Source organism: Polynucleobacter sp. 71A-WALBACH, assembly GCF_018882365.1.
Lineage (GTDB): Bacteria > Pseudomonadota > Gammaproteobacteria > Burkholderiales > Burkholderiaceae > Polynucleobacter.
Map to the genome: position 1 here is coordinate 237,064 of NZ_JACVOP010000003.1, position 24,801 is coordinate 261,864.

Below are 24,801 nucleotides of genomic sequence, written 5' to 3' on the forward strand. Positions count from 1 at the left end.
CATAGGGGGTCTGATATTCAAAAATCAAGCCCCTTAGCCAAAAGACACTTAAAACTGTAACGCTGTTTTTACCTTTTTACTTCTTTTTGCCTTTTTTGCCTTTGTCCGCATCAACATAGGGGTTTTTGGCAGTATTCATCTGAATGCGCAATGGGGTACCGCGTAACTTAAAGACCTCTCTAAAACGGCCTTCTAGGTAGCGCTTATAACTATCAGTTACACCACTCAAAGATGTTCCATGTATCACCACGATTGGGGGATTCATACCACCCTGGTGGGCATAACGCAATTTTGGACGACCCATGCCCACACGCTTGGGCTGCTGATGCTCGATAGCCTCTTGCAAAATACGGGTGAGTTTTGGCGTTGGTAACTTCGCCATTGCAGCAGCATAGGCCAAGTCAACATCTTTAAAGAGCTCTTTGAGGCCAGTACCTTTTTTAGCGGAAATAGGATGAACGTTTGCAAAATCCAAGAAGCGGAGTTTTTGAGCGATCTCTAAACGCGCACGCTCTTTAACGTAGGCATCTAAACCATCCCACTTATTTACAGCGACCACTAATGCGCGCCCTGCTTCTACAATAAATCCAGCGATATGCGCGTCTTGCTCTGAAATATCTTGCTGCGCATCTAGCATCAAGATCACGACATTACAGTCCGCAATGGCTTGTAAAGTTTTAACAACGGAAAACTTCTCAATCGCCTCAAATACTTTTCCACGACGGCGCAGACCTGCGGTATCGACCAAGATGTAAGGTTTGCCATTGCGCTCGAAAGGAACTTCAATCGCATCACGGGTTGTGCCTGGCATATCAAACGCGATTACGCGCTCTTCACCGATCAATTTATTGATCAAGGTCGATTTACCTACGTTAGGACGACCTACAACCGCAATCTTCATTGGGCGATTTGGATCGTTTTCTTGCTCTTCTGGTTCTGGCTCTGGAATGCCTAAAGAATCCAAAGCATCATCAATCAAGCCACGCACGCCATCACCATGCGCGGATGAGATCGGGAAAGGCTCACCTAAACCTAGCTCATGAAAGTCTGCAGTAACGATACCGGACTGCATACCTTCAGTTTTATTGACTGCCAGAATGACTGGTCTACCTGTCTTGCGCAAAAAATCGGCAATGACGCGGTCTTGTGGCGCCATACCCAAGCGACCATCTACCAAGAAAATAATGATGTCTGATTCAGCGACGGCTTGCTTAGTTTGCTTTGCCATCTCGGCAACAATGCCGGTCTTCGCCACAGGCTCAAAACCACCGGTATCGACGCAGATAAATGCGCGTTCGCCAATACGGCCTTTGCCATAGTGACGATCTCGAGTCAGGCCCGAGAAGTCAGCTACTAGGGCATCGCGTGAACGCGTTAAGCGATTAAAGAGGGTCGATTTACCAACGTTTGGACGACCGACAATAGTGATTACTGGATTCATTTTGGACTGTACGCCGCTAGTTTGCCACCTTGAGATTGAATCAAGATGAGGCCATTCACCGCAATCGGTGCGGCTGAGATTGGACTACTGTCATGACGAATGCGTGCCAGCATTTCACCATTCGCTTGTGAAAGTGCATGCACATAACCTTGTGCATCACCAACGAGTACTACCCTACCAACTGCCAATGGCTCACCCACATCTCTAAATGTCAGCTGCGTGTTCTCCCAAGCTTGTGAACCATCCTTTACTGCAAAAGCAGTCACATGGGATTTTTCATTAGAAGAAAAAACTAAGTCAGGACTTTGAGCTGTACCGGTATAGCTTGAAAAATCCTTGAACCACAATAAATTACCTGTACGCGCTTGACCGCAACCGATGCGACCTTGATAAGAGACAGCGCAAATAGTTTCGCCATCCATGCTTGGCTTCGCAGTCACATCATTTAAGCGCTCAATCTCAGAGAAGCCTTTTGGAAAGGAAATCGGCGTCTCCCAAACTAGCCCGCCGTTTGCAATCGCAATCATGCCAAAGCGACCACCAGCAAATCCGGTCACAATGACCTCATTACCAATCGCGAGCATGCCGTAGCCAACGCGCAAAGACAATGCGGATTGTTGACGTTGATAAGTCCACTTACGAACTCCTGTCTGAGCATCCAAACCAATAAAGCGGTTATCCAATGCACGGATGATTACTACGCCACCGGCAACTACTGGCTCTGATAGTACTTCACTACCAACACTCACATTCCAGATAGGTTTACCAGTTTCGTCATAGGCATAGACGGTACCCTTGGTTGTCACTACTGCTGTAGTACGTCCATCAGATCCAGGGCCAATAGAAAGGCGATCCGGTACCGATACTTCCCACAACTTTTCACCAGTACGTAAATCCAACTTAGTGAGATTGCCACGGTGGGATGCAGCAAAAACAGCTTCACCTGCTACCGAAGGATGAAAGTTAAATGGTTCAGATGAACCGATACCAGTTGACCATACCGGAGATAAATCAAATTGATTGCTAACCGTAACTAGCTCAGCAGGCTTGCGCACACGTGAGCCGCCAGAACAAGCTACCAAGGCCAGGACTACAGAGCCTAAGACTAGGGTCGTACTTGCTAGTTTTGCTACCCGTTTGCAATCCATCATCACTGAGCTACTCCTCCGACGGCATCTAATTTAACTTTCAGGAGGCGACGCGCCTCTTCTGGGAATTCTTTTGCTTGATTGAGTAGTACCCAAGCAGCTTCATAACTCTTACGCGCATCAGTAATATTTTTTTGCGCTAGATACCAATCTCCACGACGCTCTAACCATAAAGCCTCGAAACCTGAGACAGGCTTTTCTTTTAGGATTGAATCGGCTTCTGCAAAATCCTTTTCGGAGCCCTGCTCTATCAACTGCGATGCTAAACGTAATTTTGCCAAAGCCAAATAGCCTTGATCAGAAGAATTCTTGGCAGCCCAACGCAAATAATCGATGGCCTTTGCAGAATCACCCGCATCAGATGCAATCTTCGCGGCCACCAGACTGGACATTGCTGCATAAGGCGTACCAGAAAACTGCTTTTGCAAATCATCAGCAGCGAGCAAGGTTTGATCTTTATCACCCTTGTTAATCGCTGTGACCATCGTTTCATATAACTGTGAAGCGGCCGCCGCTTGGCTAGTGCGCCACCATTGGTATCCACTGTAAGCTGCATAAGCAAATAAAGCAGCAGTCACTACACCGGTAATGATGTTGCGATACTTTTGCCAGAATGCTTTAAGTTGATCTACTTGTTCTTGTTCTTCTAGGTCTAAAGGCATGTCAATCCAAGCTAATAAATGCAGTTTTAATAATGAATGTCTTAATTCTATTCGGTGGCGCCAACTATGGCATCAATTACAGCCTCCACCACGCTATCAAGGGCTACTGCCTTCTGCTCGCCACTACTTCGTAAATCCTTGAGCTGAGCCTCATCCTTAGCCAATTCATCTGGCCCAATAATGACAGCATAGGCCGCCCCACTTGCATCCGCCTTCTTCATTTGGGACTTAAAGCTGGCAGTTTGGCCATCTGGAGGGCAAAACAGGATGACATCGATACCTGCGTTACGCAGGCGCTCAGCAATAATCATCGCGGCAGTCAGGGTCTCGCCACCCTGGTGAATCACAAAGGCATCGCATTGGGCTGGCGCTTCCGGCAAAGATCCAGAAACCTTCATTAATTCCAAGACCCGCTCCATGCCCATAGCCCAACCACAGGCAGGGGCAGCTTTGCCACCCATACGCTCGATTAAGGGGTCATACCGACCACCACCAGCAATCGTGCCCTGGGCACCCAATTCTTCCGTAATCCATTCAAAGACGGTCAGGTTGTAGTAATCCAGACCACGTACCAAACGGGGATTAATCTTGCAATGAATGTTATTCGCCTTCAATAAAGCTTGTACCGCCTCGAAATGCTTCAGCGACTCTTCACCCAAGAAATCCAATAACTTTGGCGCGCCTTCTATCAAATCCTGCATCGCTGGATTTTTAGAATCTAGGATACGCAATGGATTAGTCAATAAACGACGTTGTGAATCTTCATCCAACTGCGCTTTGTTAGCTTCAAAGTAAGTAACTAAGGCAGCACGATGCTCAGCACGTTCAGGAGCTTGACCTAAAGAATTGATCTCTAGACGCACACCTTTGAGGCCAAGCTCATCCCAAAGACGCTGCCCCATCAAAATGATTTCTGCATCAATATCTGGTCCAGCAAAGCCCATCGCTTCAATACCAAATTGATGAAACTGACGATAACGACCGCGCTGTGGACGCTCATGGCGGAACATCGGCCCTGTGTACCAAAGACGCTTTGGTCCTTCATAGAGTAGATTATTCTCAACGACGGCACGAACTACAGCGGCAGTACCCTCTGGACGTAATGTGAGTTGCTCACCATTCAGACGATCTTCAAAGGAATACATTTCTTTTTCAACGATATCGGTTACTTCGCCAATACCACGCTGAAATACCGCAGTTGCTTCCACAATCGGCGTACGCAAGAACTCGTAACCATAGGCACGAGTGAGATCGCGCAAGACATGCTCAAGATGCGTCCACTGAGCAGCGTCAGCTGGCAAAAGATCATTCATGCCGCGAACGCCATTAATTTTCTGGATCTTTTGTGCTTTAGCTGGGTTTACCTGGTCAGTCATGTTGTGCTTTAGTGTATTTCTTTATTGTTCTTGTTCTTGTTCTTGTTCTAGCATTTAGTTTGCTATTACTTCGGAGCGTAATGCTGATTGACGTACTCATCAACAATCACCTGAAATTCTTGAGCAATATTGTCGCCACGCAAGGTTTTGACTTTGACACCATCAACAAAAACCGGTGCGGCAGGCGTCTCGCCAGTTCCGGGTAATGAGATACCAATATTAGCGTGCTTGCTCTCGCCAGGGCCATTCACGATGCAGCCCATTACGGCGACATTCATTGCTTCAACGCCAGGATGGGTTTTCTTCCACACGGGCATCTGCTGGCGCAGGTAAGACTGGATATCAGCAGCCAATTCTTGGAAAGTCGTACTTGTCGTTCTACCGCAACCAGGGCATGCAATCACCATGGGTGTGAAATTACGTAATCCCATAGTTTGCAAGATCTCTTGCGCGACAATAATTTCATTCTCACGAGGCGCACCAGGATCCGGCGTTAAAGAAACCCGAATGGTGTCGCCAATACCCTCTTGCAACAGAATGCCCATTGCAGCAGTTGAAGACACAATGCCCTTACTACCCATGCCCGCTTCAGTCAAACCCAAATGCAATGGGTAATCAGAACGACGCGCGAGATCGCGGTAAACCGCCACTAAATCCTGCACATTACTAACCTTGCAGGACAACATAATTTGATTGGGGTCCATACCGAACTCCACTGCTTTTTCTGCAGACTGCAATGCCGACTGAATCAATGCCTCAATCATGACCTCTTGCGCAGTCTTGGGAACGGGCAATGCCGCATTGCTATCCATGATGCTGGCCAGCAAATCTTGATCTAGGCTACCCCAGTTCACACCAATCCGAATGGGCTTGTCATATTTGCAAGCCGCCTCAATCATTTGCGCAAATTGCGGATCGCGTTTGGCGCCCTTACCCACATTACCGGGATTAATGCGGTACTTGGATAAAGCCTGCGCGCATTCTGGGAAATCATTTAATAAAGTATGGCCGTTGTAATGGAAGTCGCCGATCAAAGGCACCAAAACATCCATCTTGTCTAACTGTTCGCGAATGTAAGGCACCGCTGCAGCAGCAGCTGGCGTATCCACCGTAATGCGCACCATCTCTGATCCAGCACGAGCCAACTCTTTGACCTGAATTGCAGTAGCAAGCGCATCAGCAGTATCCGTATTGGTCATGGATTGAACGCGAACCGGTGCATCGCCACCCACTGTGATGATGTTGGTTTTCCAAATCACCTTTGCTTGACGTGTTGCTCTTTTAGGCGCTGGGCCCAAAGGTAGCTTCGGCAGATTCGGTAGATTGCTAGATGAATTACTCATTGGACTTGTTTTGAGAAATCAGCCGTCTAATCTTTTGAGCCATTGCACAGGATGCTCGGGTTGATACTCTTGCTCTTCTTCATCATCAACGCTGTCAGCAGCCTCTTCGTGATCATGCTGAATTTGCTTCTCATGCACCGCACGTTCACGCACTCTAGTGCGATCAACCACATCACCTGCTAATTGTCCGCAAGCCGCAGCAATATCATCACCACGAGTTTTACGAACAGTAGCCACCATGCCGGCATCTAACAAAATGCTCGCAAATGCATGAATACGTTGGGCGGATGAGCGCTTTAATCCAGACTCTGGGAATGGATTAAACGGAATCAGATTGATCTTGCATTTGATGTTCGCCAACAAGCGCACCAGCTCTTTTGCCTGAATGTCTGAATCATTCACACCATCAAGCATGCAGTATTCAAAGGTTAAGAAATCTCTTGGGGCAAAAGGTAAATATCTTTCGCATGCAGCAAGCAATTCTCTTAAAGGGTATTTCAAATTCAATGGCACTAATTGATCGCGCAACTTATCATTCGGCGCATGCAATGACACAGCCAATGCTACTGGGCAATCTTGTGCCAAGCGATCAATCATCGGAACGACCCCTGAGGTCGATACGGTGACGCGACGACGAGATAAACCATAAGCTCTGTCGTCGAGCATTAAGCGCAAAGCAGTCACGACGTTGTCGTAGTTGAGCAAGGGCTCGCCCATGCCCATCAGCACGACATTGGAGATCACGCGACCGGTGTGCTCCCAACCTGGAGTTGGATACTGCTCAACGCGACGAATCGCATTGGGATCATTGCGGAGTAAATGTTCAGCAAACCACAACTGACCAATGATTTCACCGGCGGTGAGGTTGCGTGAAAAGCCTTGATGCCCTGTTGAGCAAAAACGGCAATTGACTGCACAACCTGCCTGAGATGAAATACACAATGTGCCACGGTCATCTTCAGGAATAAATACCGACTCCACAGCATTACCAGCCCCAACATCGAGCAACCACTTGCGGGTGCCATCTGCTGCATGCTCATCTTTAATTACTGGGAGAGAAAGAACTTCCGCCTTATCGAGCAGTGTTGCTCTAAAGCTTTTTGCTAAATCACTCATGTCGTTGATGTCGGAAACACCACGCTGGTGTATCCACTGCATGAGTTGCTTCGCCCTAAAGGGCTTTTCATTCAACCCCGCGACATACGCTGCCATTTGGTCAGCGTCAAAATCTAAGAGATTTACGCGCGGGGAGGTCAATGCGCCTACTTATGTAGTAAATAGGTTATTTGTTAGCAATCGTTGATTAACGATTGAAAACATTCATGCCAGCGAAGAAGAATGCAACTTCGACAGCAGCAGTTTCAGGAGCATCTGAACCATGAACAGCGTTTGCATCGATGCTGTCAGCGAAGTCAGCACGAATTGTGCCAGCGTCAGCTTTCTTAGGATCAGTAGCGCCCATCAAGTCACGGTTCTTAGCAATCGCGCCTTCGCCCTCTAATACCTGAATCATCACAGGACCAGAAATCATGAAGCTCACCAAGTCTTTAAAGAAAGGACGCGCAGCATGAACAGCGTAGAACTGCTCAGCTTCAGCTTGTGACAAATGCGCCATTCTGGACGCAACAATCTTCAAACCAGCAGATTCGAAACGGTCATAGATCTTGCCGATCACGTTTTTTGCTACAGCATCAGGTTTGATAATCGACAGGGTGCGTTCAATAGCCATGTAAAACTCCAATAGTAATTTCAAAAATTTAGCCAAATCGGCGCTGAATTGGACTGGAGGCGAACCTCTGCCACACTTCCTACAACGCGCCAGGAATTCAGCGACCCCCGAATTATACATCGGCTGACCGTATTTACCCTGATCTGAGCGTGGCTAAGCTATTGAATTTACAGGGCATAACCCTTTAATTTGTAGTCCTTTTCATGGGGGGCTTGAAATTACCCCATTTTGTCTATACTTACTATCAACAGCCCCTAGTGGGCTCGTGTAATTACTATGAAGAAGGAGTCAATATGAGTGATCTGAACTCTTACGGCTTTGGGCAAACTGGCTCGATTAGCACCCCTCAGGTACGCAACCGCGTACTGCGCAACACTTACGCCCTTTTGGCGCTCTCGATGGTTCCTACCGTCATTGGCGCATGGCTAGGCGTTGCCTTTGGTTTAAACCTGATGGCAGGCAGTCCTTTTATGGGCTTTATCGTCTTTATGGCTGTGGCTTTTGGTTTCTTCTGGGCGATTGAGAAGAACAAAGACACTGGTCTAGGCGTTCTGCTTCTTTTGGGTTTCACCTTCTTTATGGGCATCATGATGTCCGGTTTAGTGGGCTACACCCTCAATAGCTACAGCAATGGCGCTACTTTGATCATGTTGGCCTTTGGTGGCACAGGCGCGATTTTTGCTGTGATGGCAACGATTGCTACTGTGAGCAAGAGTGATTTTGCTGGCATGGGTAAATGGCTGATGGTCGGTGTACTACTCTTGATCGTGGCCTCTTTGGCCAATATTTGGCTTCAGTTGCCTGCATTGATGTTGACTGTGATGGTCTTAGCAATCGCGATCTTCTCAGCATTTATCTTGGTTGACGTGCAACGCATCATCAATGGTGGTGAGACTAACTACATCATGGCTACTTTAGCCATCTACTTAGATGTGTACAACGTCTTCACCAACTTGCTCGCATTACTGGGCATCGTTGGCGGTAACCGCGACTAAGTAGCTGCTTGCAGTAAACCAGCTTTACTTAAAGGCGCCTGCGGGCGCCTTTTTAGTTGGCTGTAAATATCGTAACGGCGTAGGACAGCGCAAACAAAATCATGAGGATGGCAAAGCTATCTGAGGTTTTCATATTGGGCTCCCGAAGTAGATAAAAGCAAGATCAGCAAATATTTGCTGACTGAATTCAATCTACACCTTCCCATCTGGTCATCTTCTTAATATTGCACTGCAACAATACATAAAGCACCAAATCAGTGCAGAAAACAACTCTAATTACGATAATTAGAGAATTGGGCGTTCAAAAACAGCCATCGACTCTACATGCGAGGTGTGAGGGAACATATTGACGATGCCCGCGCTCTTGAGGATATAGCCAGCTTGATGGCATAGGATCTCGGTATCTCTGGCTAGGGTTTTAGGATTACAGGAGACGTAGACGATGCGCTTAGGCAATAGATCACTGCCCTGCTCATTCAATAAAGCTAAAGCCTGACAGATTTCCATAGCACCCTCACGCGGCGGATCCATCAACCAGCGCTCGGCTTTACCCCAGGAAGCAATCGTCTCTGTTGTCACTTCAAATAGATTGCTTTGCATAAAGCTGACTCGATCTGTGAGCTGATTGTGTTCTGCGTTAGCTTTAGCTCGAGTAGTCAAACTTTCCAAGCCTTCAATACCTAGCACGCCATTTGCTCTTCTTGCGAGCGGTAAGGTGAAATTACCAATGCCACAAAACAAATCGAGCACTCGATCACTTGCTTGAACCTCTAAGAGGCGAATCGCCCTACTCACCAAAGCGCGGTTCATCATGTGATTGACTTGCGTGAAATCCGCCGGCTTAAATGGCATCTCGATTTCAAACTCAGGCAGGCGATAGCAAAGTTTGCCAGTTAGTGGGTAGAACGGTGCAACGGTTTCAATTCCCTTGGGTTGTAACCAAACCCAGACCTGATGCTGATCCGCAAAATCTCTAAGCAGTTTCTCGTCTGCTGGCGTTAGCGGCAGCAGGTTTCTGAACACCAAGGCAGTAACTGGCTTTGCTTTCTTGGGATCATCTGAATTGGGTTCCTCGGGCTCACCCACAGCAATTTCGATTTGCGGCATGCGATCAACAATGGATAGACCCATCACTAATTTACGCATCTCTGGTAGTAAATCAGAAACATGCTTAGGCAAAATCTCGCAGGCAGTCATGTCAGCGACATAGCCACTCTTACCCTCATGAAATCCAATTAGTACAGTGCCTTTTTTGATCGAGCGATTGACTGCGCTTAATCGTGCGCGATGACGGTATTCCCAAGCAGGACCACCCATGGGGCGAAGAATCTCTTCAGGAGCTACTTTCGCGATATGCTTTAGATCATCCTCTAGCACGCGTTGCTTCATCGCGACTTGCGCCCGAATATCTAAGTGCTGCATCGTGCAGCCACCACAAACTCCAAAGGCTTTGCACTTGGGCACCGCTCTAAATACGGCAGGCTTGAGGATGTCGAGAACTTTAGCTTTACTAAAACGCGCCTTGTCACGTGTAACGACATAAGTGACCAGCTCAGTTGGTAATGCGCCTTGAATAAAAATGACTTTGCCGCTCTGACCCGCATCTAGCCCATGCTCAAGATCTTCTTCTGTGGGAGCTAAGCGTGCAATCCCTTGCGCGTCTAGATCAAGGGATTCAACTCGTATCGGCTCAGTCACAACAATGTGAACTGGCTTTTCTCCTCTACGCATCCGGAGCAAATCCCAGGAGATATTCTTGCCACTGTTCGCCATGGGGCTCTTTAGATTCTTTTTCTAAATACGCTTTTACGAAGGCGATTTCTTCTGTGTATTCTTCCAATGAAAATCCACCACGCATCAACTGAAAGCGACAATACATCAGATAAGTATTCACGACATCTGTTTCGCAATAGCGTCGAATGTCGTCAATCTTGCCTTCTTGATATGCTGGCCATACTTGGCTACCATCCATGCCCATCTTACCCGGAAAACCACAAAGCTTTGCCAGACCATCTAATGGCGCGTTAGCGCGACCATTAAATTTTGCCAAGAGATCCATCATGTCTAGATGGCGCATGTGATAACGGCTGATGTAGTTATTCCACTTAAATTCACGGCTATCGTTTTCTTGGCTCTCGCCCATTTCCCAATAGCGCGGTGCTTGCACATGGTTTGCTAGAGCGCGGTAGTGCAGCACTGGCAAGTCAAAGCCACTGCCGTTCCAGGATACTAATTGAGGCGTGTACTTTTCAATCAACTCAAAGAAGGTTTGGATCAATACCTTTTCATCATCTTGCGGTGTGCCTAGGGTACCCACTTTGATTTGCGGCGCACCTTCTTTGGTTGTTCTGCGAATCACACAAGAGATAGCGCAAATACGTTGCAGATATAGTGGCAAAAACTCGCTACCCGTTTTCTCAGCACGTTCGGCCATCGCTTTAGCCGCAACTTCGCTATCTGAGAGGGAATTTGGATAGTCGTTGAGACGACGTAGTCCTGCTACATCCGGAATGGTTTCAATATCAAAGACGAGAACGGTTGCCATAATGAAATCGCTAGCGCTGTACTAGGCCTGCAATTACTGCAAGTATGGCGTTGGATTTACCGGCTTGCCATTCACACGTAATTCGAAATGGAGTTTGACCGAGTTTGCATCGGTATCGCCCATCTCAGCAATCTTCTGCCCCTTCTTGACCGAATCACCCTCTTTTACCAATAGCGTGCGGTTATGGGCATAGGCTGTAAGGTAAGTATTGTCATGCTTGATGATGACGAGATTGCCATAACCACGTAAGCTGTTACCAGCGTAAACCACTTTACCGTCAGAGGCTGCAGTCACTGGCTCACCTAACTTACCAGCGATATCAATACCTTTGGTTTTTTCACTGAAATCATCACTGACTTTACCTTTAGCTGGCCATGACAAACGAATGCCTGGTTCAGCAACCATCTCTTTCGAATTGTCTGGCTTTGGTACATCTGTCTTGGCGGCATCAACCTTGGGCGCATCTGTTTTTGGGGTATCGATACTGCTTGGTGTCTTAGGCGCTGGTTTAACAGCAGACTTGGAGCCAGCTGGTGGCTTCACCAAAATCAAATCCCCTACTTCAATCTGATTGGGGTTGGATAAATTATTCCACTGCGCTACATCACGCGGAGACTGTCCGTTATCTAGAGCAATGCGAGCTAAGGTATCACCCCGCTTAACGCGATAGTAGCCTGGTGGCGTTGGTTCGCCATTACCCCCACTGCGATCGACCACATTCGCTGGCTTCGCTCTTGGGGTTGTCGAACAACCCACATTGAGCGCCAAAGAAGTGATTGCCAGAAGCAATAGAAAGTATTTAGACAGTAGATTCATTGGGTTTTTCATACTACCCCTGATTGTAAGGGGACAAAAAAGACCTCGTCCAGAACGGTTCTTTGATAACGCTGGGAGCTCATGCGCTCAACCATGATCAATTGCTGCTCTTTCTCATTTTTAGCCACGGGAGCCACTAAGCGCCCTCCAATAGCCAATTGGTCCAATAAGGCATCCGGAATACCCAGGCCAGCAGCGGCCAAAATAATTCCATCAAAAGGGGCGGCTTGGGGTAGACCTAAGATGCCATCCCCGTAGATGAGGCGCAGATTTTTGATGCGAAATGGACGCAGCTTTTCTCTTGCCATATCGTGCAAAGGACGAATACGCTCAATTGAATAGACTTCTTCAGATAGCAAGCTGAGGACTGCTGCTTGGTAGCCACAACCCGTTCCAATCTCTAATACTTTTCCTAATTTTTGCTTAGGCTTATGCAACAGCTCAATCATGCGTGCCACAACTGATGGCTTAGAAATTGTTTGAGAATGCCCGATTGGTAAAGCAGTATCTTCGTAGGCCTGAGGATGCATACCGGCATCCATAAATGCATGGCGTGGAACAGTAGCAATTGCTTCTAATGTTTTACCGTGCTTTACCCCAGCAGCGAGTACTTTCGCTGCTAAGGCTTGCCGATGACCAGCGTTACGTTCTGCGGCTGGCCTCAACCGCGATCCCAACCATTGGCACGCATCGCAGCTAAGCGGGCGTGATGGGTTAAATCCAACTGCATTGGCGTAATAGAAATGCAGCCATCATCAATCGCATGAAAGTCTGTTCCTTCGGAGCTATCTTTGGCATCCCCCGCTGCACCAATCCAATAGATCAGTTCACCACGAGGGCTCTTTTGCACAACCACGGGTTGTGAATGATGACGATTACCCAGACGGGTCACGCGCCAGCGATAGAGATCAGCATAAGGACGATTGGGAATATTGACGTTCAGCAAAGTAGCTGCGCCTTCGGTATGTGCCAACTTAGAAACCAGCATTTGCGCCACGATATCGTGCGCCGCTTTAGCGGCATCTTCAATGCGGTTCCAGCCTTTATCAATTTGTGAGAAAGCAATGCCAGGAACACCGAACATCACACCCTCAACTGCGGCAGCTACCGTACCAGAGTACAGAGTATCTTCACCCATGTTCTCACCCTGATTGATACCAGAGACAACGAGATCGGGCTTTTCATCCAAGAAACCCGTCATGGCGATATGGACACAATCTGTTGGTGTGCCATTAATAAACAAGAAGCCATCACGCTCACCACCAGCCACCCGATGAATGGATAGCGGTCGTGAGAGTGTTAATGAGTTTGAGGCGCCGCTATGGTTTTGCTCAGGGGCAATGACTGTCACGCGAGCTAGCGGGCGAATAGCATTTACCAGGGCCAAGAGACCAGGAGCCAAATATCCATCATCATTGGATATCAGAATATGAGGCTGCTTTTGATTTTCACTCATGCTAGACATTCCTTTTCATCTCTGATAATGCTCTTAGGCTTTGGCCATTGGTGTTAATGAACGACCTCTAAACCAGCCATAAATTACCGGCAAGACCAGGAGAGTCAGAATAGTAGTTGTCACCATACCACCCACAATGACGAGAGCCAAAGGACGTTGAGCTTCAGAACCAATGGAATGCGATAAAGCCGCTGGCAATAGGCCAAGACCAGAAAGCATAGCGGTCATCAACACGGGACGAACACGCAATGAAGCACCTTCAACCATGACATCTTTCATCTCACCATGCTCGGTTGCCGCCGTCTTATTAATAAAGGAGATCAGAATCACACCATCCTGAATCGCAATACCAAAGAGCGATAAGAAACCAAAGAATGCCGAGATACTTAAAGTTTCGCCAGCCAGATGCAAAGCAATCACACCACCAATCGCAGCAAACGGTACGTTGATCATCACAATCACCGCATCACGGAAATTACCAAAAGCACTTACGAGTAACAAGAAGATACCAAGCAATGCCAATGGCACGATCAGCATGAGTTTCTTCTGCGCCTGCTTCATTTGATTGAACTGGCCATCCCAACTAATCGAGTAGTTTGGTGGCAGAGTGATATTTTTCTCAACCAGGAATTGGGCATCTTCTACCGCGCTACCCAAGTCACGGTTACGAACGCTGAACTTAATCGCGATGTAACGCTTACCTGCTTCACGATAAATAAAGAATGGGCCATCAGATAACTGGACAGTAGCAACCATCGACAGAGGAATTGCCGCGCCGTTCGGAGAGTCGACCAGGAGGTGGCCAATATCAGCAACGTCGTTGCGACTACCTTCGTTCAAACGAATTGCAATACCGAAAGTCTTCTCATCTTCAAGGAGATTAGTAACCGCAGCGCCGCCAATCGCATTAGCAACCACCGTCTGAATGTCATTCACATTAATACCGTAACGCGCTGCGCGTTCACGATCAATCTGAATATTCAGTGTTGGTTGACCTAACTCTTTCAGAATGCCCTCATCCGCTACACCGCGAACTTTTTTGAGCTGGTCAATGACCTCATGCGCCTTTTGATCTAAGACCTCCAGGTCGGTACCGTAAATTTTCACAGAGTTTTCACCCTTCACGCCAGACAAGGCCTCATTCACGTTATCTTGAATGTACTGAGAGAAGCTATAGGTGATACCCGGAATTTTATTAAGCTCTGTTTCAAGGTGAGTAATTAAGTCTTTCTTACTCGATCCACTTGGCATGTTTTCTGGGCTCTTCAGATAGAGACCGTACTCTTGGTTAAACACTCCAGTGGAATCCGTACCATCATCAGGACGACCAATCTGACCAGCCACCTTATCAATCTCAGGCTGCTTTAAGAAAGTCTCGCGTAATTGATTGGCAATTTTGACGGAGTAATCCAAGTCCACAGTATTGGGTAGGGTTACGCGCAACCAAATATTGTTTTCTTCTAAGGTGGGCAAGAACGCAGTTCCTAAGCGAGTGACGCTCAACAATGTCAGACCCAGAACAAATACAGCAACAGAGACCACAGTTAATGGACGATCCATCCACTTTCTGAGTAAAGGCTTATAGCCATTCAAGAGCTTAGTAATAAATCCAGGTGGCTTATGGTGTAAGTTCTCGCCAAAAACCAGGGAGATCATCGCAGGCAAGAAAGTTAAGCTCAAGACCATGGCCGCGATCAAAGCAAAGCCCATAGTAAACGCCATTGGCTTAAAGATGATGCCCTCTACTCCACCCATAAAGAACAATGGGGAGTAAGCAACAATAATGATACCGGTGGAGTAAATCATGGCACGCTGCACTTCGCTGGTAGCCAAGATGATGCTTTGATTGAGGCGCTTACCGCCCTCCTCTAAGTGACGCATGACATTCTCTGTCAGAATCACTGCCGAGTCCACGATCACACCGAAGTCAATCGCGCCAAGAGAAATCAAATTCGCAGGCACGCTCCAGATGTGCATCTGAATAAACGAGACGCACAGCGCCAAAGGAATCACTGCAGCAACTACCGCCGCCGCACGTAAATTACCCAAGAAGAAAAAGAGCACCGCGAGAACTAAGGAGATGCCAAAGAACAGAGTGTGCTTAACAGTACCAATCGTGATATCCAAGAGCACTTGTCGATCATAGAATGGGACTACTTCGATTCCGGGGGGCAATACTTGTTTATTGATATTTTCTACCGTGTTGCGCACCCGGGCTAATACTTCAGTGGCATTCTCGCCACGGCGCAAGTACACGATGCCCTCAACAGAATCTGGATTGTCATTGAACTGGAACATGCCCAAACGGGGTGCATTACCAATCTCAACGCGCGCCACATCTCCAATACGGATCGGCACACCATTGTGAATGGAGATCACTACCCGCTTAATGTCATCAATATTGCGTAGGAGGCCTACACCTCGAACTACAAACTGCTGCTCGCCGCTAGGAAGCAATCCGCCGCCGGTATTGCTATTGGCATTAGTTAACGCATCAATTAACTGATTTACGGTCACACCCTTCGATTGCAAGCTTTCTGGGCTCACGATCACTTGATATTGGCGAACCTTACCGCCAAAAGAAGAAACGTCCGCTACGCCTGGTGTTTGCTTGAGCTCTTTATAGATCTCATAGTTTTGTAGCGTTTTCAGTTGAGTTGATGAAGCGTAGTCTGATCTCACCTCATAACGCATGATCTCGCCAGTCGCATCGGAGTCCGGGCTAATGCTAGAAGTTACCCCAGGCGGGAAGCTGACATTACCGAGGCTGGTAATAAATGTTTGACGGGCTTTAAAGGGATCGGTAGTGTCATTGAATTTCAAAGTAACAACCGATAAGCCAAATAAAGAAACCGAGCGGAAAGCTTGTAGACCAGGAATACCAGCTAAAGCATTTTCGACAGGAATAGTGACCTGCTGCTCTACCTCGGTAGTACTTCTACCAGGCCATTGAGAAATCGCCTGAATCGTTAATGGCGCTACTCCAGGGTATGGCTGAATCGGCAACTTAGAAAGACTGAACATTCCCAGACCGAGGAGCAGGATCGAGCCAACGATAACCAGCACACGCTTCTCAAGTACACCCCGAATAAAGGAAGTAAATACGCTCACTTAGTCTTCCTGCTTAGCAAAACGATCGTTTAATAAAACAGCGCCCTCAGCTAAGATCCGCGATCCTGGCTCTACACCTTCGGTAATGGCAAAGGCTTTGCTATTCAGGTCATAGCCTTTAACTGGCAAACGGCGATAGACCTCATCACCCACCTTCACAATGACATAGCGCATCTCACGAATACGCACTACTGCTGTTTGCGGAACAACGATTGCGTCAGCCATACCAGTCGTTAACTTGGCGGAGGCATACATATCTGGACGCAAGAGATCGTCGCCGTTCTCAATATCAGCACGAATTAATAAAGCACGAGTTTGTGGATCGATAGTGGGAGCGACATAGTTTGCATAAGCCACAAACTCTTTGTCCGGGTACGCCTCCACTTGCAACACCATTTTTTGACCTGGCTTAATCAAGCGAAAGTCTTGTTCAAATACATTACCTAGGAACCAGAGTTGTTTTGGATCGGCCAAAGTAGCAATCACATCACCTGAGCTCACGGCAGAACCGGGCTCCACATTGCGCTTCACTAAAACGCCTTTTAATGGGGAGCGCATGACCAAATTGGCTTGCGTCTTACCAGTTGTTTCAATCGATTTAATATCGCCATCGCCAGCACCGAGATTTCTCATGCGGTTTGCTGCCGCTTGCTGAGTAATGCGAGCATCACCTAGCAGATCGCTCATGGTCTTATTAGATTCAAGCACTTTCGCCATTTTTGAGGAAAGCAAATACTCCTGCTGCGCCGAAACAAACTCGGGGCTGTAGAGCTCAACCACTGGAGAGCCGATATTCACCTCAGCGCCATCGAATGCGTAGATACGCTCCACTCGGCCTGGAGCGCGAGCAGATAACACTTTAGACTTTTCAGCATTAAATGCTAAACGTCCTGGCACTTTGATATCTACCGGAACTTGGACTTTTTCAGCGGTTTGGAAGACATAGACTTCTGGGTTTAGTTTCACGCCCGGTAACTTCAACTCCAGGATGCCGCTCTTCTCTACTTTAAGAGCCTTATCCGAGGTTTCAATTTTGACGCTGCGGTTAACATTGGTGATGCGACCAAGCACAATACCAACTGAAAGAATCGCAAAGGCAAAGGCGGCTAAACACACGCGGTAACGGTTTTGTGGGCTCAGGTTCCAATACAAACCCGCAGCACTCGCAAAGGCAACCTGTAATTTATGTCCACCGAAACGCAGAAACTTATCGGCGACAGGCTTTGCCTTGTCAGCCCACTGCTTTAGAAAAGAAAGAATTTTGTCTTTCAACACTGCTCCTTAAAAAGGTTCTTTGCCAGATGTCACTAGCAATACTGCTTGCGCCTGCAGAAGATTACTTTCTGCCAACGCTAATTGAACTTCGAGGTTGCGCAATTGAGTTTGCGCTGTCAGCAAATCATTAAATCCCTGACCATTATTAGAGTATTGAGTTAAGCCCACCTTATAAGCAGCATCTGCTTGAGGTACTTGGCGCTCTTTTAGAAACTGAGTTTGATTCTTTGCTTGTTCATAAGCAGCATAGGCACTGTTCACCGCCAACACAATTTGCTGGCGATTCGAAATATTGCCCGCTTCAGCAGCCGCTTGGTTACGCTGCGCCTGCTCTACGCCGTACTTCTCCTTGGTAAAGAAATACAAAGGAATAATCAGATCCAGCTCGAACTGATAAAACATCGCGCCATTATTCGCTGAAAATGGCCCACGTGGCGTATACGATGATCCAATTACCTGGAAATCCGGCAAGTAGGCCTTCTTCGCCAAATCTACACCTTTACGAGCGGCATCTAATTGGAGTGCGGAGCTCTTTAGAGAGGGGTGACCGTTTTCTGCATAGTCTTCTAACTCGATTAGGGTCGGCACACTGCTCATGGCTCGGCGTACATCTCCACGTAAAACTAACTTTTCACGGGAGTGGCGACCAACTAAGGTATTAATACTGTTAAGCGCTACCTGTAGCTGACGCTCCACATTGAACTGATCCGCTTGCGCTGCACTCTGGGATACCTGCGCATTGAGATATTCAACATAGGCAGCAGCATTGTTGGCATAGCGCGCTTTAGCCACGTTCTTAATCATCTCTAAACGCAAGACGGATTCTTTCAGAACTTGTAGCTGCTTTTGTGATGCCAAGGCGGTGTAATACAAAGTAGATAACTGCGCACCCAATTGCAAGTAAGTGGATTCGCTTTGCGCTAACAATGCTTCTGCATTGGTATTAGCAATATCGGATGCCAAGCTCTTTTTTCCCGGAAACTGAAAAGGCTGCGTAAACGATATGGCGTTGTTGCTACTAATACCTTGTGGATAGGTTGATGAAGGCGCATTTGCGCCACCCAATGCAAATGGCGAGTTCACAGGCATGCCAGACCACACCAAACCTACTTGCGGGTTGGCTGGCGCATTGATCTGCGGCACAGTCGCCTTTGCAGATAAGTAGGACTCACGCAGTGAAGATAATTGCGGGTTATTTAACTTGAGTTCAGTCCACAGCTGACGCAAATCCATTTCTGCAGGGCCAGATGGCGCACCCTTGGTATAAATTTTTGGCGTATTGCTGGGTTTGACTGGTGCGAACAACGATGCGGCATTTGCGGGATTCGCAGTTTCATTACTGACTACTGGCGGCGCAGATAAAGAATCCTTGGATTCATTTGTTTGCACGGTAACGCTGGCCGGTATCGGTGTATTTGACTGAGCAAATACAGAAGTAACAAAAAATATGGAGGCGACTGCACCAGCAACCCGCTTCATGGGGTTTGCTGTCGTATTCACAAATTCACTCGTTTTTATCTGGCCGTAAGTCAAATCGGCTGCCTCTAAATCTGTACTAATGCTGTTTTTTTAGCCCCAGATGCAGGTTTCCCTGTATTTATAGGGGGTTTGGACGATTATAGGTGAGAAAACCCAAATGTCTATTATTTGGGAATTTCTAACTTATTGATTCTAAAGACAATAATTAATCTGAAATACCTTAAAACCGTTAAAACTCAGCATGGATCCTGAAAGAAAGGATATTTACCGGTCCACGGGCAGAGTTGTAAGCCGGATTGATGATGTGCTGAAAGTTCAAACCCGCCAGAACATTCTTAATCACTGTAGCGTTGTAGTACACCTCACCTATCCGCTCAGGGGTGTATGAGATGGTCTGACTTGGACTTGCATAGTCACCAATGAAATAAGACACACCACCCGCCTGAAGATAGCCGCGACGATAGCTCGACAAACCGTTTTGCATCATTGAAATACCAACACTGTCATTCGGGCGCTTCCAACTTGTTCCATTCATCCCCATACCTACTGAGACTGAATTGTCTGCTTCAGTAAATGACATGGTTTCAGTATGGCCATCGGATGTAAAGGCGCGAGCATAGATACCCAGGTCTTTTGTTAAAGCCTGCTCTCCATGCAAACCAATACCGGTTTTGTACTGCATGTTGTTACGCACGTTGTTAATGGCCTGCGTGCCTTGCGCATTATTTTGGATAACGTAATTAGTCGCATCTGAGAAGCGAGCCAACATCATCTTATTGCGATAGGCTAGAACGCTCACCTTTCCAGGAAGATCAGCAATATTGTGCTGACGCTCCACCTCTACTTGGTCACCATAGGTATTAAAGATTTGCCAGTTCAGGTCACGACCATTGGGGGATTTTGGTGCGAGCATACGTGAGGCTCGCATCACCCAGTTATCCAAATACCACTCGCCCGCTAAGCCCCAGCTGTAGCCTCTGGCATCAGCTGCATAGTCATACGCCAGATAGGTCATATTGCCCCAGTTCATAAACTGAATGCGGGGGTCTTTGGCATAGCGACTGTCATCGAAAATATCGAGCGTGGAGAACTGACCACCCGTCAGCACAACTCGATTACTGCTGACAGTTTGGGTAATTTGATTGGCCTCATTCTCAAGAACAACTTTGTCACCCTCTTGATTAATGGTTTGACGCACAAAAGCGCGAGCCGAATAAAACTTAGCCTGAGCACCATTGGCTTTTGTAGCTTCACCATTAGTAAAACCACCCAAGCCAGTCAAATTAGAAAACGGCACTCCAGAAACTACTTCTGGATTGAAATACACATCCGTATTAGGAGCGATGCGCGCGCCAAAGAATAAGGTGCCTGACCAGGTGTAGCTCATCGCCTTATCACTCGATAAGCTATTCATACCCGAGTATGAGGATGTGAAATTGTTATAGCGCTGGTTAATGTAAGTAGTTTGGCCGTGAATATTCACAGGCAAACCAAACAACTCTCCCTCAGTAGGAATGTCCTGAATCGGAGAAGCAAAGCTCGCAATTTGATCCGACCCTGATCCGGCCTTCTGAGCGAGCGCAGTCGTACTGCAAAAGGCAGCCAGCAAGCTCAACAGGAGAAGATAGGATTTGTGGGTCATTCACAATTTCACATTGGTTAGCATCAATGGCCATTCAATAAAATAAGGCCAGATCTACCGGGGTAATAAACAAGACAACTTAGATGGGCACAGCGTGAGATTGAAGCTCAACAGTGGTGCAGGCCAAATTATCCCCAAAAAGAGGCAATTTACCTAGAATTTATGTCGATTTAGTGACTATTGGTCTTTGGGGATTGGGCATTGAGGATATCTTGCAACATTTGGCCAGTCAAATCCGAGTGGTCTTCCGCAAATTTACCCAAGCGAACCCAATGCTCAATTTGTTGGGAGGACGATCTTCCCGTAATCTCGCCAACTTCCCTAGCTTGCATTACTAGACTCTCGGACAACCTAATCACTTTGGGCATTTAACTCGACAACGCCTCTTCAATAGCAATCTTACGATCAATGCTTCTGATCAACCGCTCTATGGGTATTGCCTTAACCCTCACACTACGGAGCTCTTTCATGCTTTTATCAGCCATTTTTAGATCCTGTTGATCCTCAAGCTCTGCAATTGCGGCCAAAGTTTGCGAAAGGTTTTTATTGGGTTTTGAGGGCATCTTTTAATGGGTCAGAAGAATATCTGACCATGCTGTAGTTAAAAGATGAATGTAGCTCTTTAGCCAGTTGATATCAACGCCAAGAGCAAAAGGGTTTTAGAAAACTACCCTACTGTACGTCGATCCATGAGTGCTCTAGCTAAAGTGCCTGCATCCACATACTCCAGCTCACCACCCACCGGAATACCTCTGGCGATTCTGGTGACTTTGATGCCTTTGGATTTCAGCACTTCACCAATGTAGTGGGCTGTTGCCTCACCTTCACTTGTGAAATTCGTTGCTAGAACAACTTCTCTGACTGACACTCCAGTGTCTGGGGCTTCAATACGATTGAGCAAACGATCGAAATGGATTTCATTTGGGCCCATGCCATCGAGTGGTGAGATACGGCCCATCAAAACAAAGTAATTCCCTTTGAAACTCAAGGTCTGCTCTACCATCACTTGGTCAGCAGGTGTTTCCACAATGCACAGCAAGGATGGATCACGGCGATCATCATTACAAGTACTGCAGATTTGGGTTTCAGAGAAAGTATTACAGCGGGCACAGTGGCCCACTGTCTCTACTGCCTCACCCAATGACTGAGCAAGCACAGCTGCGCCATTGCGATCATGCTGAAGCAAATAGAAAGCCATGCGTTGCGCAGACTTAGGGCCTACTCCAGGCAATACGCGCAATGCCTCGATCAATCGACCGAGGGCATCTTGAGGAGCTTCTTGACGTGCCATTAAATAAACAGTTTTCTATTAATGATTAAAACGGCAACTTAAAGCCAGGAGGCATTGGCATACCAGCAGTTGCACCAGACATCACTTGTGAGCTAGCAGCTTCCACTTGTTTGAATGCGTCTGTATAGGCAGTAACCAATAGGTCTTCGAGCATCTCGCGATCGTCCATTGCACCTGGATCAATCTGCACGCGTTTCATTTCGTGTTTGCCAGAGATGGTGACTTTGACTAAACCACCAGCAGCTTGACCAGTGACTTCTAGCGCAGCCAATTGCTCTTGCGCTACTTTCATCTTCTCTTGCATCTGCTGAGCTTGTTTCATCAAACCAGCAAGGCCACCTTTCATCATCGCTTTATTTCCTTTTATGAATGTGTTCTATTGATTTTTTTAACTGAATTACAGAGGTTTAACGGAACCGCCAACGACTTTGGCTCCGAACTCTTTTTCTAATTGCTGAATAAATGGATCTTGCGCAATCATTTGTTCTGCGTTTTGTCTTTTCTCTTGATGAATCTGAGCATCAACTTTAGCTACCGTCTTGCCTTCAACTTCACCCTTCTCAATGACCACTTTGACAGGTTTACCAAAGTGCGCAGTCAAGGCGTCCGCAAGACGACCAACAGAAGCATCTGAAGCGAGCTGTGGCATCGGTGTCACGACAGTGGCACGAACGCCCGCTGGAGTGTCATCCCAATCCTGTAACTCCGTCTGAAAAGCCAATTGCTGAACCATGCCCTTGACCGGTAACTGGCGCATCAATGCATGCCAGTCTGGTCGATTTGCACTTGAGGCAACTGGTGAAGCTGGGGTAGTAGGCGCAACTGAAGCTGATGGAGCTGAAACTGGGGGCCTAGCTTGAGGAGCTGGAGCAGCTGAGGCGGCCGGTCTAACCGGAGCAGCAGTTTGATTTGCTGGTGCAGTAGGTCTGGGCGCCGAAGCTACTGGCGGTGCTGAGCCTCCCGCTCTGCCGGGAGCTTCATTACCTGGACGAAAGGCCAGCATCCGCAAAAGCGTCATGGCAAAACCAGTTTGCTCATCTGGTGCTAACGATAAATCGGGGCGGCTAGTAATACTGATTTGGTAGAAGAGCTGAGCTTCTTCTTTTGTAAGTGCACCAGCTAGACGACGAATCTCTGCCGCTTCAGGCCAGTCTTCTAATACAGACTCAGGAACAATTTGTGCCGCTGCGATTTTCTGAATGAGGCTAGATAGATCTGCAAGTGCCAATGAGAAAGACATGCTGCGCTCACCCATCTCATTGGCAATAGCCAATAGTGTTGCACCATCTTTTGCAATGAGTGAATCAAGGATGCGAATGAGATAAGCATCATCAAGCGTGCCGAGCATGCCACGTACCGCTTCTTCGGATACTTTGCCAGCAGCGTAAGCAATAGCTTGATCCGTGAGTGATAAAGCATCACGCATTGAGCCTTGAGCTGCTTTTGCTAATACGCGGAGTGCATTGGTTTCGTAATCGACTTTTTCTGCAGCGAGTACTTTTTCGAGATGCTCAACGATGAGCGGTACTGGCATTTGCTTGAGATTGAACTGCAAGCAACGAGACAAAATGGTGACTGGGATCTTTTGGGGATCAGTAGTAGCAAGTATGAACTTCACATGTTCAGGCGGCTCTTCCAGCGTTTTGAGCATGGCATTGAAGGCATGATTGGTGAGCATGTGCACCTCGTCAATCATGTAGACCTTATAACGGGCATTACTTGGTGCGTAGGCTGCTTTCTCTAATAGAGCAGCAATGTCGTCTACCCCGCGATTACTCGCAGCATCCATCTCGATGTAGTCAACAAAGCGTCCAGCATCGATTTCTAGGCAAGCTGGGCATTTTCCACAGGGTTCTGAGGTCATACGACCTTGGCCATCTTCCCCGGTGCAATTAAGGGCTTTGGCCATAATTCGGGCAATTGTGGTCTTTCCGACCCCTCGAGTGCCTGTGAAGAGCCAAGCGTGGTGGAGTCGACCCTGGTCTAAGGCATGGGTTAAGGCCTTAACCACATGGTCTTGTCCTACCAATTGGGAGAAAGTTTTAGGGCGCCACGAACGGGCTAAAGCCAATGCTGTCATGTATTACATTCTAACAAGCTAAAATGGAATTGGACGGGCCTCCCCGCATGGCGGTTTGGATAACCTGGTCAGGTCGGGAACGAAGCAGCCAAACCCAATTCTGTCAGTGCCGGGGGTCGGGCTCGTCCACCTTCCCCAAGCTAGATTTAGCCTAATTACAGGATCCTTAAGATTCTGAAGATTCCCCAAATCATCCAAATAATCAGCAAAACGAGCACTAAGCGGGAGCCTATTACCAATCTAAATACGCGTTGTTGCTTAACTCTATATTCAATGGCTACATGCATTTCAAATCCTCCAGCAGTCAGAAAGACTCAGCGTAGAGGCTTGGAGCTACAAAGAATAGGGGTTGGGGATTATTTGGGAGTAGGAAAAATTGGGCAAATTTTGATATGTCAACTTAAAAAATACT

General features: G+C 47.4%; 21 protein-coding genes, 1 other RNA gene and 1 pseudogene. 2 read left to right on the plus strand and 21 right to left on the minus strand.

The window, feature by feature from the left end; genetic code table 11:
• Positions 1 to 76 precede the first annotated feature (76 nt).
• From der to ndk, 7 genes are all read right to left on the minus strand, one after another.
• Entirely contained in the window at positions 77 to 1,441 is a 1,365-nt protein-coding gene (gene der, locus ICN42_RS10455; RefSeq protein ID WP_216254388.1) for a ribosome biogenesis GTPase Der, read from the minus strand.
• Entirely contained in the window at positions 1,438 to 2,592 is a 1,155-nt protein-coding gene (gene bamB / locus ICN42_RS10460) for an outer membrane protein assembly factor BamB (RefSeq protein ID WP_216254563.1), read from the minus strand. The genes der and bamB overlap by 4 nt, the downstream gene beginning before the upstream one ends.
• Positions 2,592 to 3,251 (minus strand): tetratricopeptide repeat protein, encoded by a 660-nt coding sequence (locus ICN42_RS10465; RefSeq protein ID WP_216254391.1) that lies wholly within the window; start codon positions 3,249 to 3,251, stop codon positions 2,592 to 2,594. The genes bamB and ICN42_RS10465 overlap by 1 nt, the downstream gene beginning before the upstream one ends.
• A gap of 47 nt (positions 3,252 to 3,298) precedes the next feature.
• Positions 3,299 to 4,627, minus strand: coding sequence for a histidine--tRNA ligase (gene hisS, locus ICN42_RS10470; RefSeq protein WP_216254394.1), 1,329 nt, complete (start codon positions 4,625 to 4,627; stop codon positions 3,299 to 3,301).
• Between the two features lie 65 nt (positions 4,628 to 4,692).
• Positions 4,693 to 5,970, minus strand: a complete 1,278-nt coding sequence (ispG, locus tag ICN42_RS10475; RefSeq protein WP_216254397.1) for a flavodoxin-dependent (E)-4-hydroxy-3-methylbut-2-enyl-diphosphate synthase — start codon at positions 5,968 to 5,970, stop codon at positions 4,693 to 4,695.
• Positions 5,971 to 5,988: 18 nt separating this feature from the next.
• Positions 5,989 to 7,182: a 23S rRNA (adenine(2503)-C(2))-methyltransferase RlmN gene (gene rlmN / locus ICN42_RS10480; protein WP_370626033.1), complete on the minus strand. Its 1,194-nt coding sequence runs from the start codon at positions 7,180 to 7,182 to the stop codon at positions 5,989 to 5,991.
• Between the two features lie 91 nt (positions 7,183 to 7,273).
• Positions 7,274 to 7,699 carry a nucleoside-diphosphate kinase gene (gene ndk / locus ICN42_RS10485; protein ID WP_015421250.1) on the minus strand — a complete coding sequence of 142 codons (426 nt, stop codon included), beginning with the start codon at positions 7,697 to 7,699 and terminating at the stop codon, positions 7,274 to 7,276.
• Positions 7,700 to 7,992: 293 nt separating this feature from the next.
• Between ndk and ICN42_RS10490 the strand changes: the two genes are divergently transcribed.
• Positions 7,993 to 8,694 carry a Bax inhibitor-1 family protein gene (locus ICN42_RS10490; RefSeq protein WP_216254403.1) on the plus strand — a complete coding sequence of 234 codons (702 nt, stop codon included), beginning with the start codon at positions 7,993 to 7,995 and terminating at the stop codon, positions 8,692 to 8,694.
• A gap of 285 nt (positions 8,695 to 8,979) precedes the next feature.
• Here ICN42_RS10490 and rlmD read toward each other — a convergent pair whose 3' ends face one another.
• The 14 genes and pseudogenes from rlmD to dnaX all read right to left on the minus strand — a co-directional run bounded on the left by rlmD (position 8,980) and on the right by dnaX (position 24,389).
• Positions 8,980 to 10,425 (minus strand): 23S rRNA (uracil(1939)-C(5))-methyltransferase RlmD, encoded by a 1,446-nt coding sequence (gene rlmD / locus ICN42_RS10495; RefSeq protein WP_216254566.1) that lies wholly within the window; start codon positions 10,423 to 10,425, stop codon positions 8,980 to 8,982.
• Positions 10,418 to 11,239: a 3'-5' exonuclease gene (locus tag ICN42_RS10500; RefSeq protein ID WP_216254406.1), complete on the minus strand. Its 822-nt coding sequence runs from the start codon at positions 11,237 to 11,239 to the stop codon at positions 10,418 to 10,420. Before ICN42_RS10500 ends, rlmD begins: the two co-directional genes overlap by 8 nt.
• Positions 11,240 to 11,272: 33 nt before the next feature.
• Entirely contained in the window at positions 11,273 to 12,067 is a 795-nt protein-coding gene (locus tag ICN42_RS10505; protein ID WP_255539358.1) for a peptidoglycan DD-metalloendopeptidase family protein, read from the minus strand.
• Positions 12,064 to 12,687 (minus strand): annotated as a pseudogene (locus tag ICN42_RS10510) (protein-L-isoaspartate(D-aspartate) O-methyltransferase); the annotation flags it as partial. The gene ICN42_RS10505 and the pseudogene ICN42_RS10510, both read right to left, overlap by 4 nt.
• Before the next feature lie 29 nt (positions 12,688 to 12,716).
• Positions 12,717 to 13,511: a 5'/3'-nucleotidase SurE gene (surE, locus tag ICN42_RS10515; protein WP_216254413.1), complete on the minus strand. Its 795-nt coding sequence runs from the start codon at positions 13,509 to 13,511 to the stop codon at positions 12,717 to 12,719.
• Positions 13,512 to 13,544: 33 nt separating this feature from the next.
• Positions 13,545 to 16,622: a CusA/CzcA family heavy metal efflux RND transporter gene (locus tag ICN42_RS10520; RefSeq protein WP_216254416.1), complete on the minus strand. Its 3,078-nt coding sequence runs from the start codon at positions 16,620 to 16,622 to the stop codon at positions 13,545 to 13,547.
• Positions 16,623 to 17,894 (minus strand): efflux RND transporter periplasmic adaptor subunit, encoded by a 1,272-nt coding sequence (locus ICN42_RS10525; protein ID WP_216254419.1) that lies wholly within the window; start codon positions 17,892 to 17,894, stop codon positions 16,623 to 16,625. It abuts the gene before it with no gap.
• Between the two features lie 9 nt (positions 17,895 to 17,903).
• Entirely contained in the window at positions 17,904 to 19,397 is a 1,494-nt protein-coding gene (locus ICN42_RS10530; RefSeq protein ID WP_370626030.1) for a TolC family protein, read from the minus strand.
• 208 nt (positions 19,398 to 19,605) lie between these two features.
• Positions 19,606 to 21,018 (minus strand): carbohydrate porin, encoded by a 1,413-nt coding sequence (locus ICN42_RS10535; protein WP_216254422.1) that lies wholly within the window; start codon positions 21,016 to 21,018, stop codon positions 19,606 to 19,608.
• Positions 21,019 to 21,188: 170 nt separating this feature from the next.
• Positions 21,189 to 21,386 (minus strand): ParD-like family protein, encoded by a 198-nt coding sequence (locus tag ICN42_RS10540; RefSeq protein ID WP_255539359.1) that lies wholly within the window; start codon positions 21,384 to 21,386, stop codon positions 21,189 to 21,191.
• Positions 21,387 to 21,581 (minus strand): hypothetical protein, encoded by a 195-nt coding sequence (locus ICN42_RS10545; protein ID WP_216254428.1) that lies wholly within the window; start codon positions 21,579 to 21,581, stop codon positions 21,387 to 21,389.
• Positions 21,582 to 21,685: 104 nt separating this feature from the next.
• Complete coding sequence (recR, locus tag ICN42_RS10550; RefSeq protein ID WP_216254431.1) at positions 21,686 to 22,309, minus strand: recombination mediator RecR; 624 nt, start codon at positions 22,307 to 22,309, stop codon at positions 21,686 to 21,688.
• A 25-nt stretch (positions 22,310 to 22,334) separates the two neighbouring features.
• Positions 22,335 to 22,658: a YbaB/EbfC family nucleoid-associated protein gene (locus ICN42_RS10555; protein ID WP_215333326.1), complete on the minus strand. Its 324-nt coding sequence runs from the start codon at positions 22,656 to 22,658 to the stop codon at positions 22,335 to 22,337.
• 48 nt (positions 22,659 to 22,706) lie between these two features.
• Complete coding sequence (gene dnaX / locus ICN42_RS10560; protein WP_216254433.1) at positions 22,707 to 24,389, minus strand: DNA polymerase III subunit gamma/tau; 1,683 nt, start codon at positions 24,387 to 24,389, stop codon at positions 22,707 to 22,709.
• Positions 24,390 to 24,421: 32 nt separating this feature from the next.
• Here dnaX and ffs point away from each other — a divergent pair.
• Positions 24,422 to 24,519: signal recognition particle sRNA small type (gene ffs / locus ICN42_RS10565), an RNA gene on the plus strand.
• Positions 24,520 to 24,801: the final 282 nt, after the last annotated feature.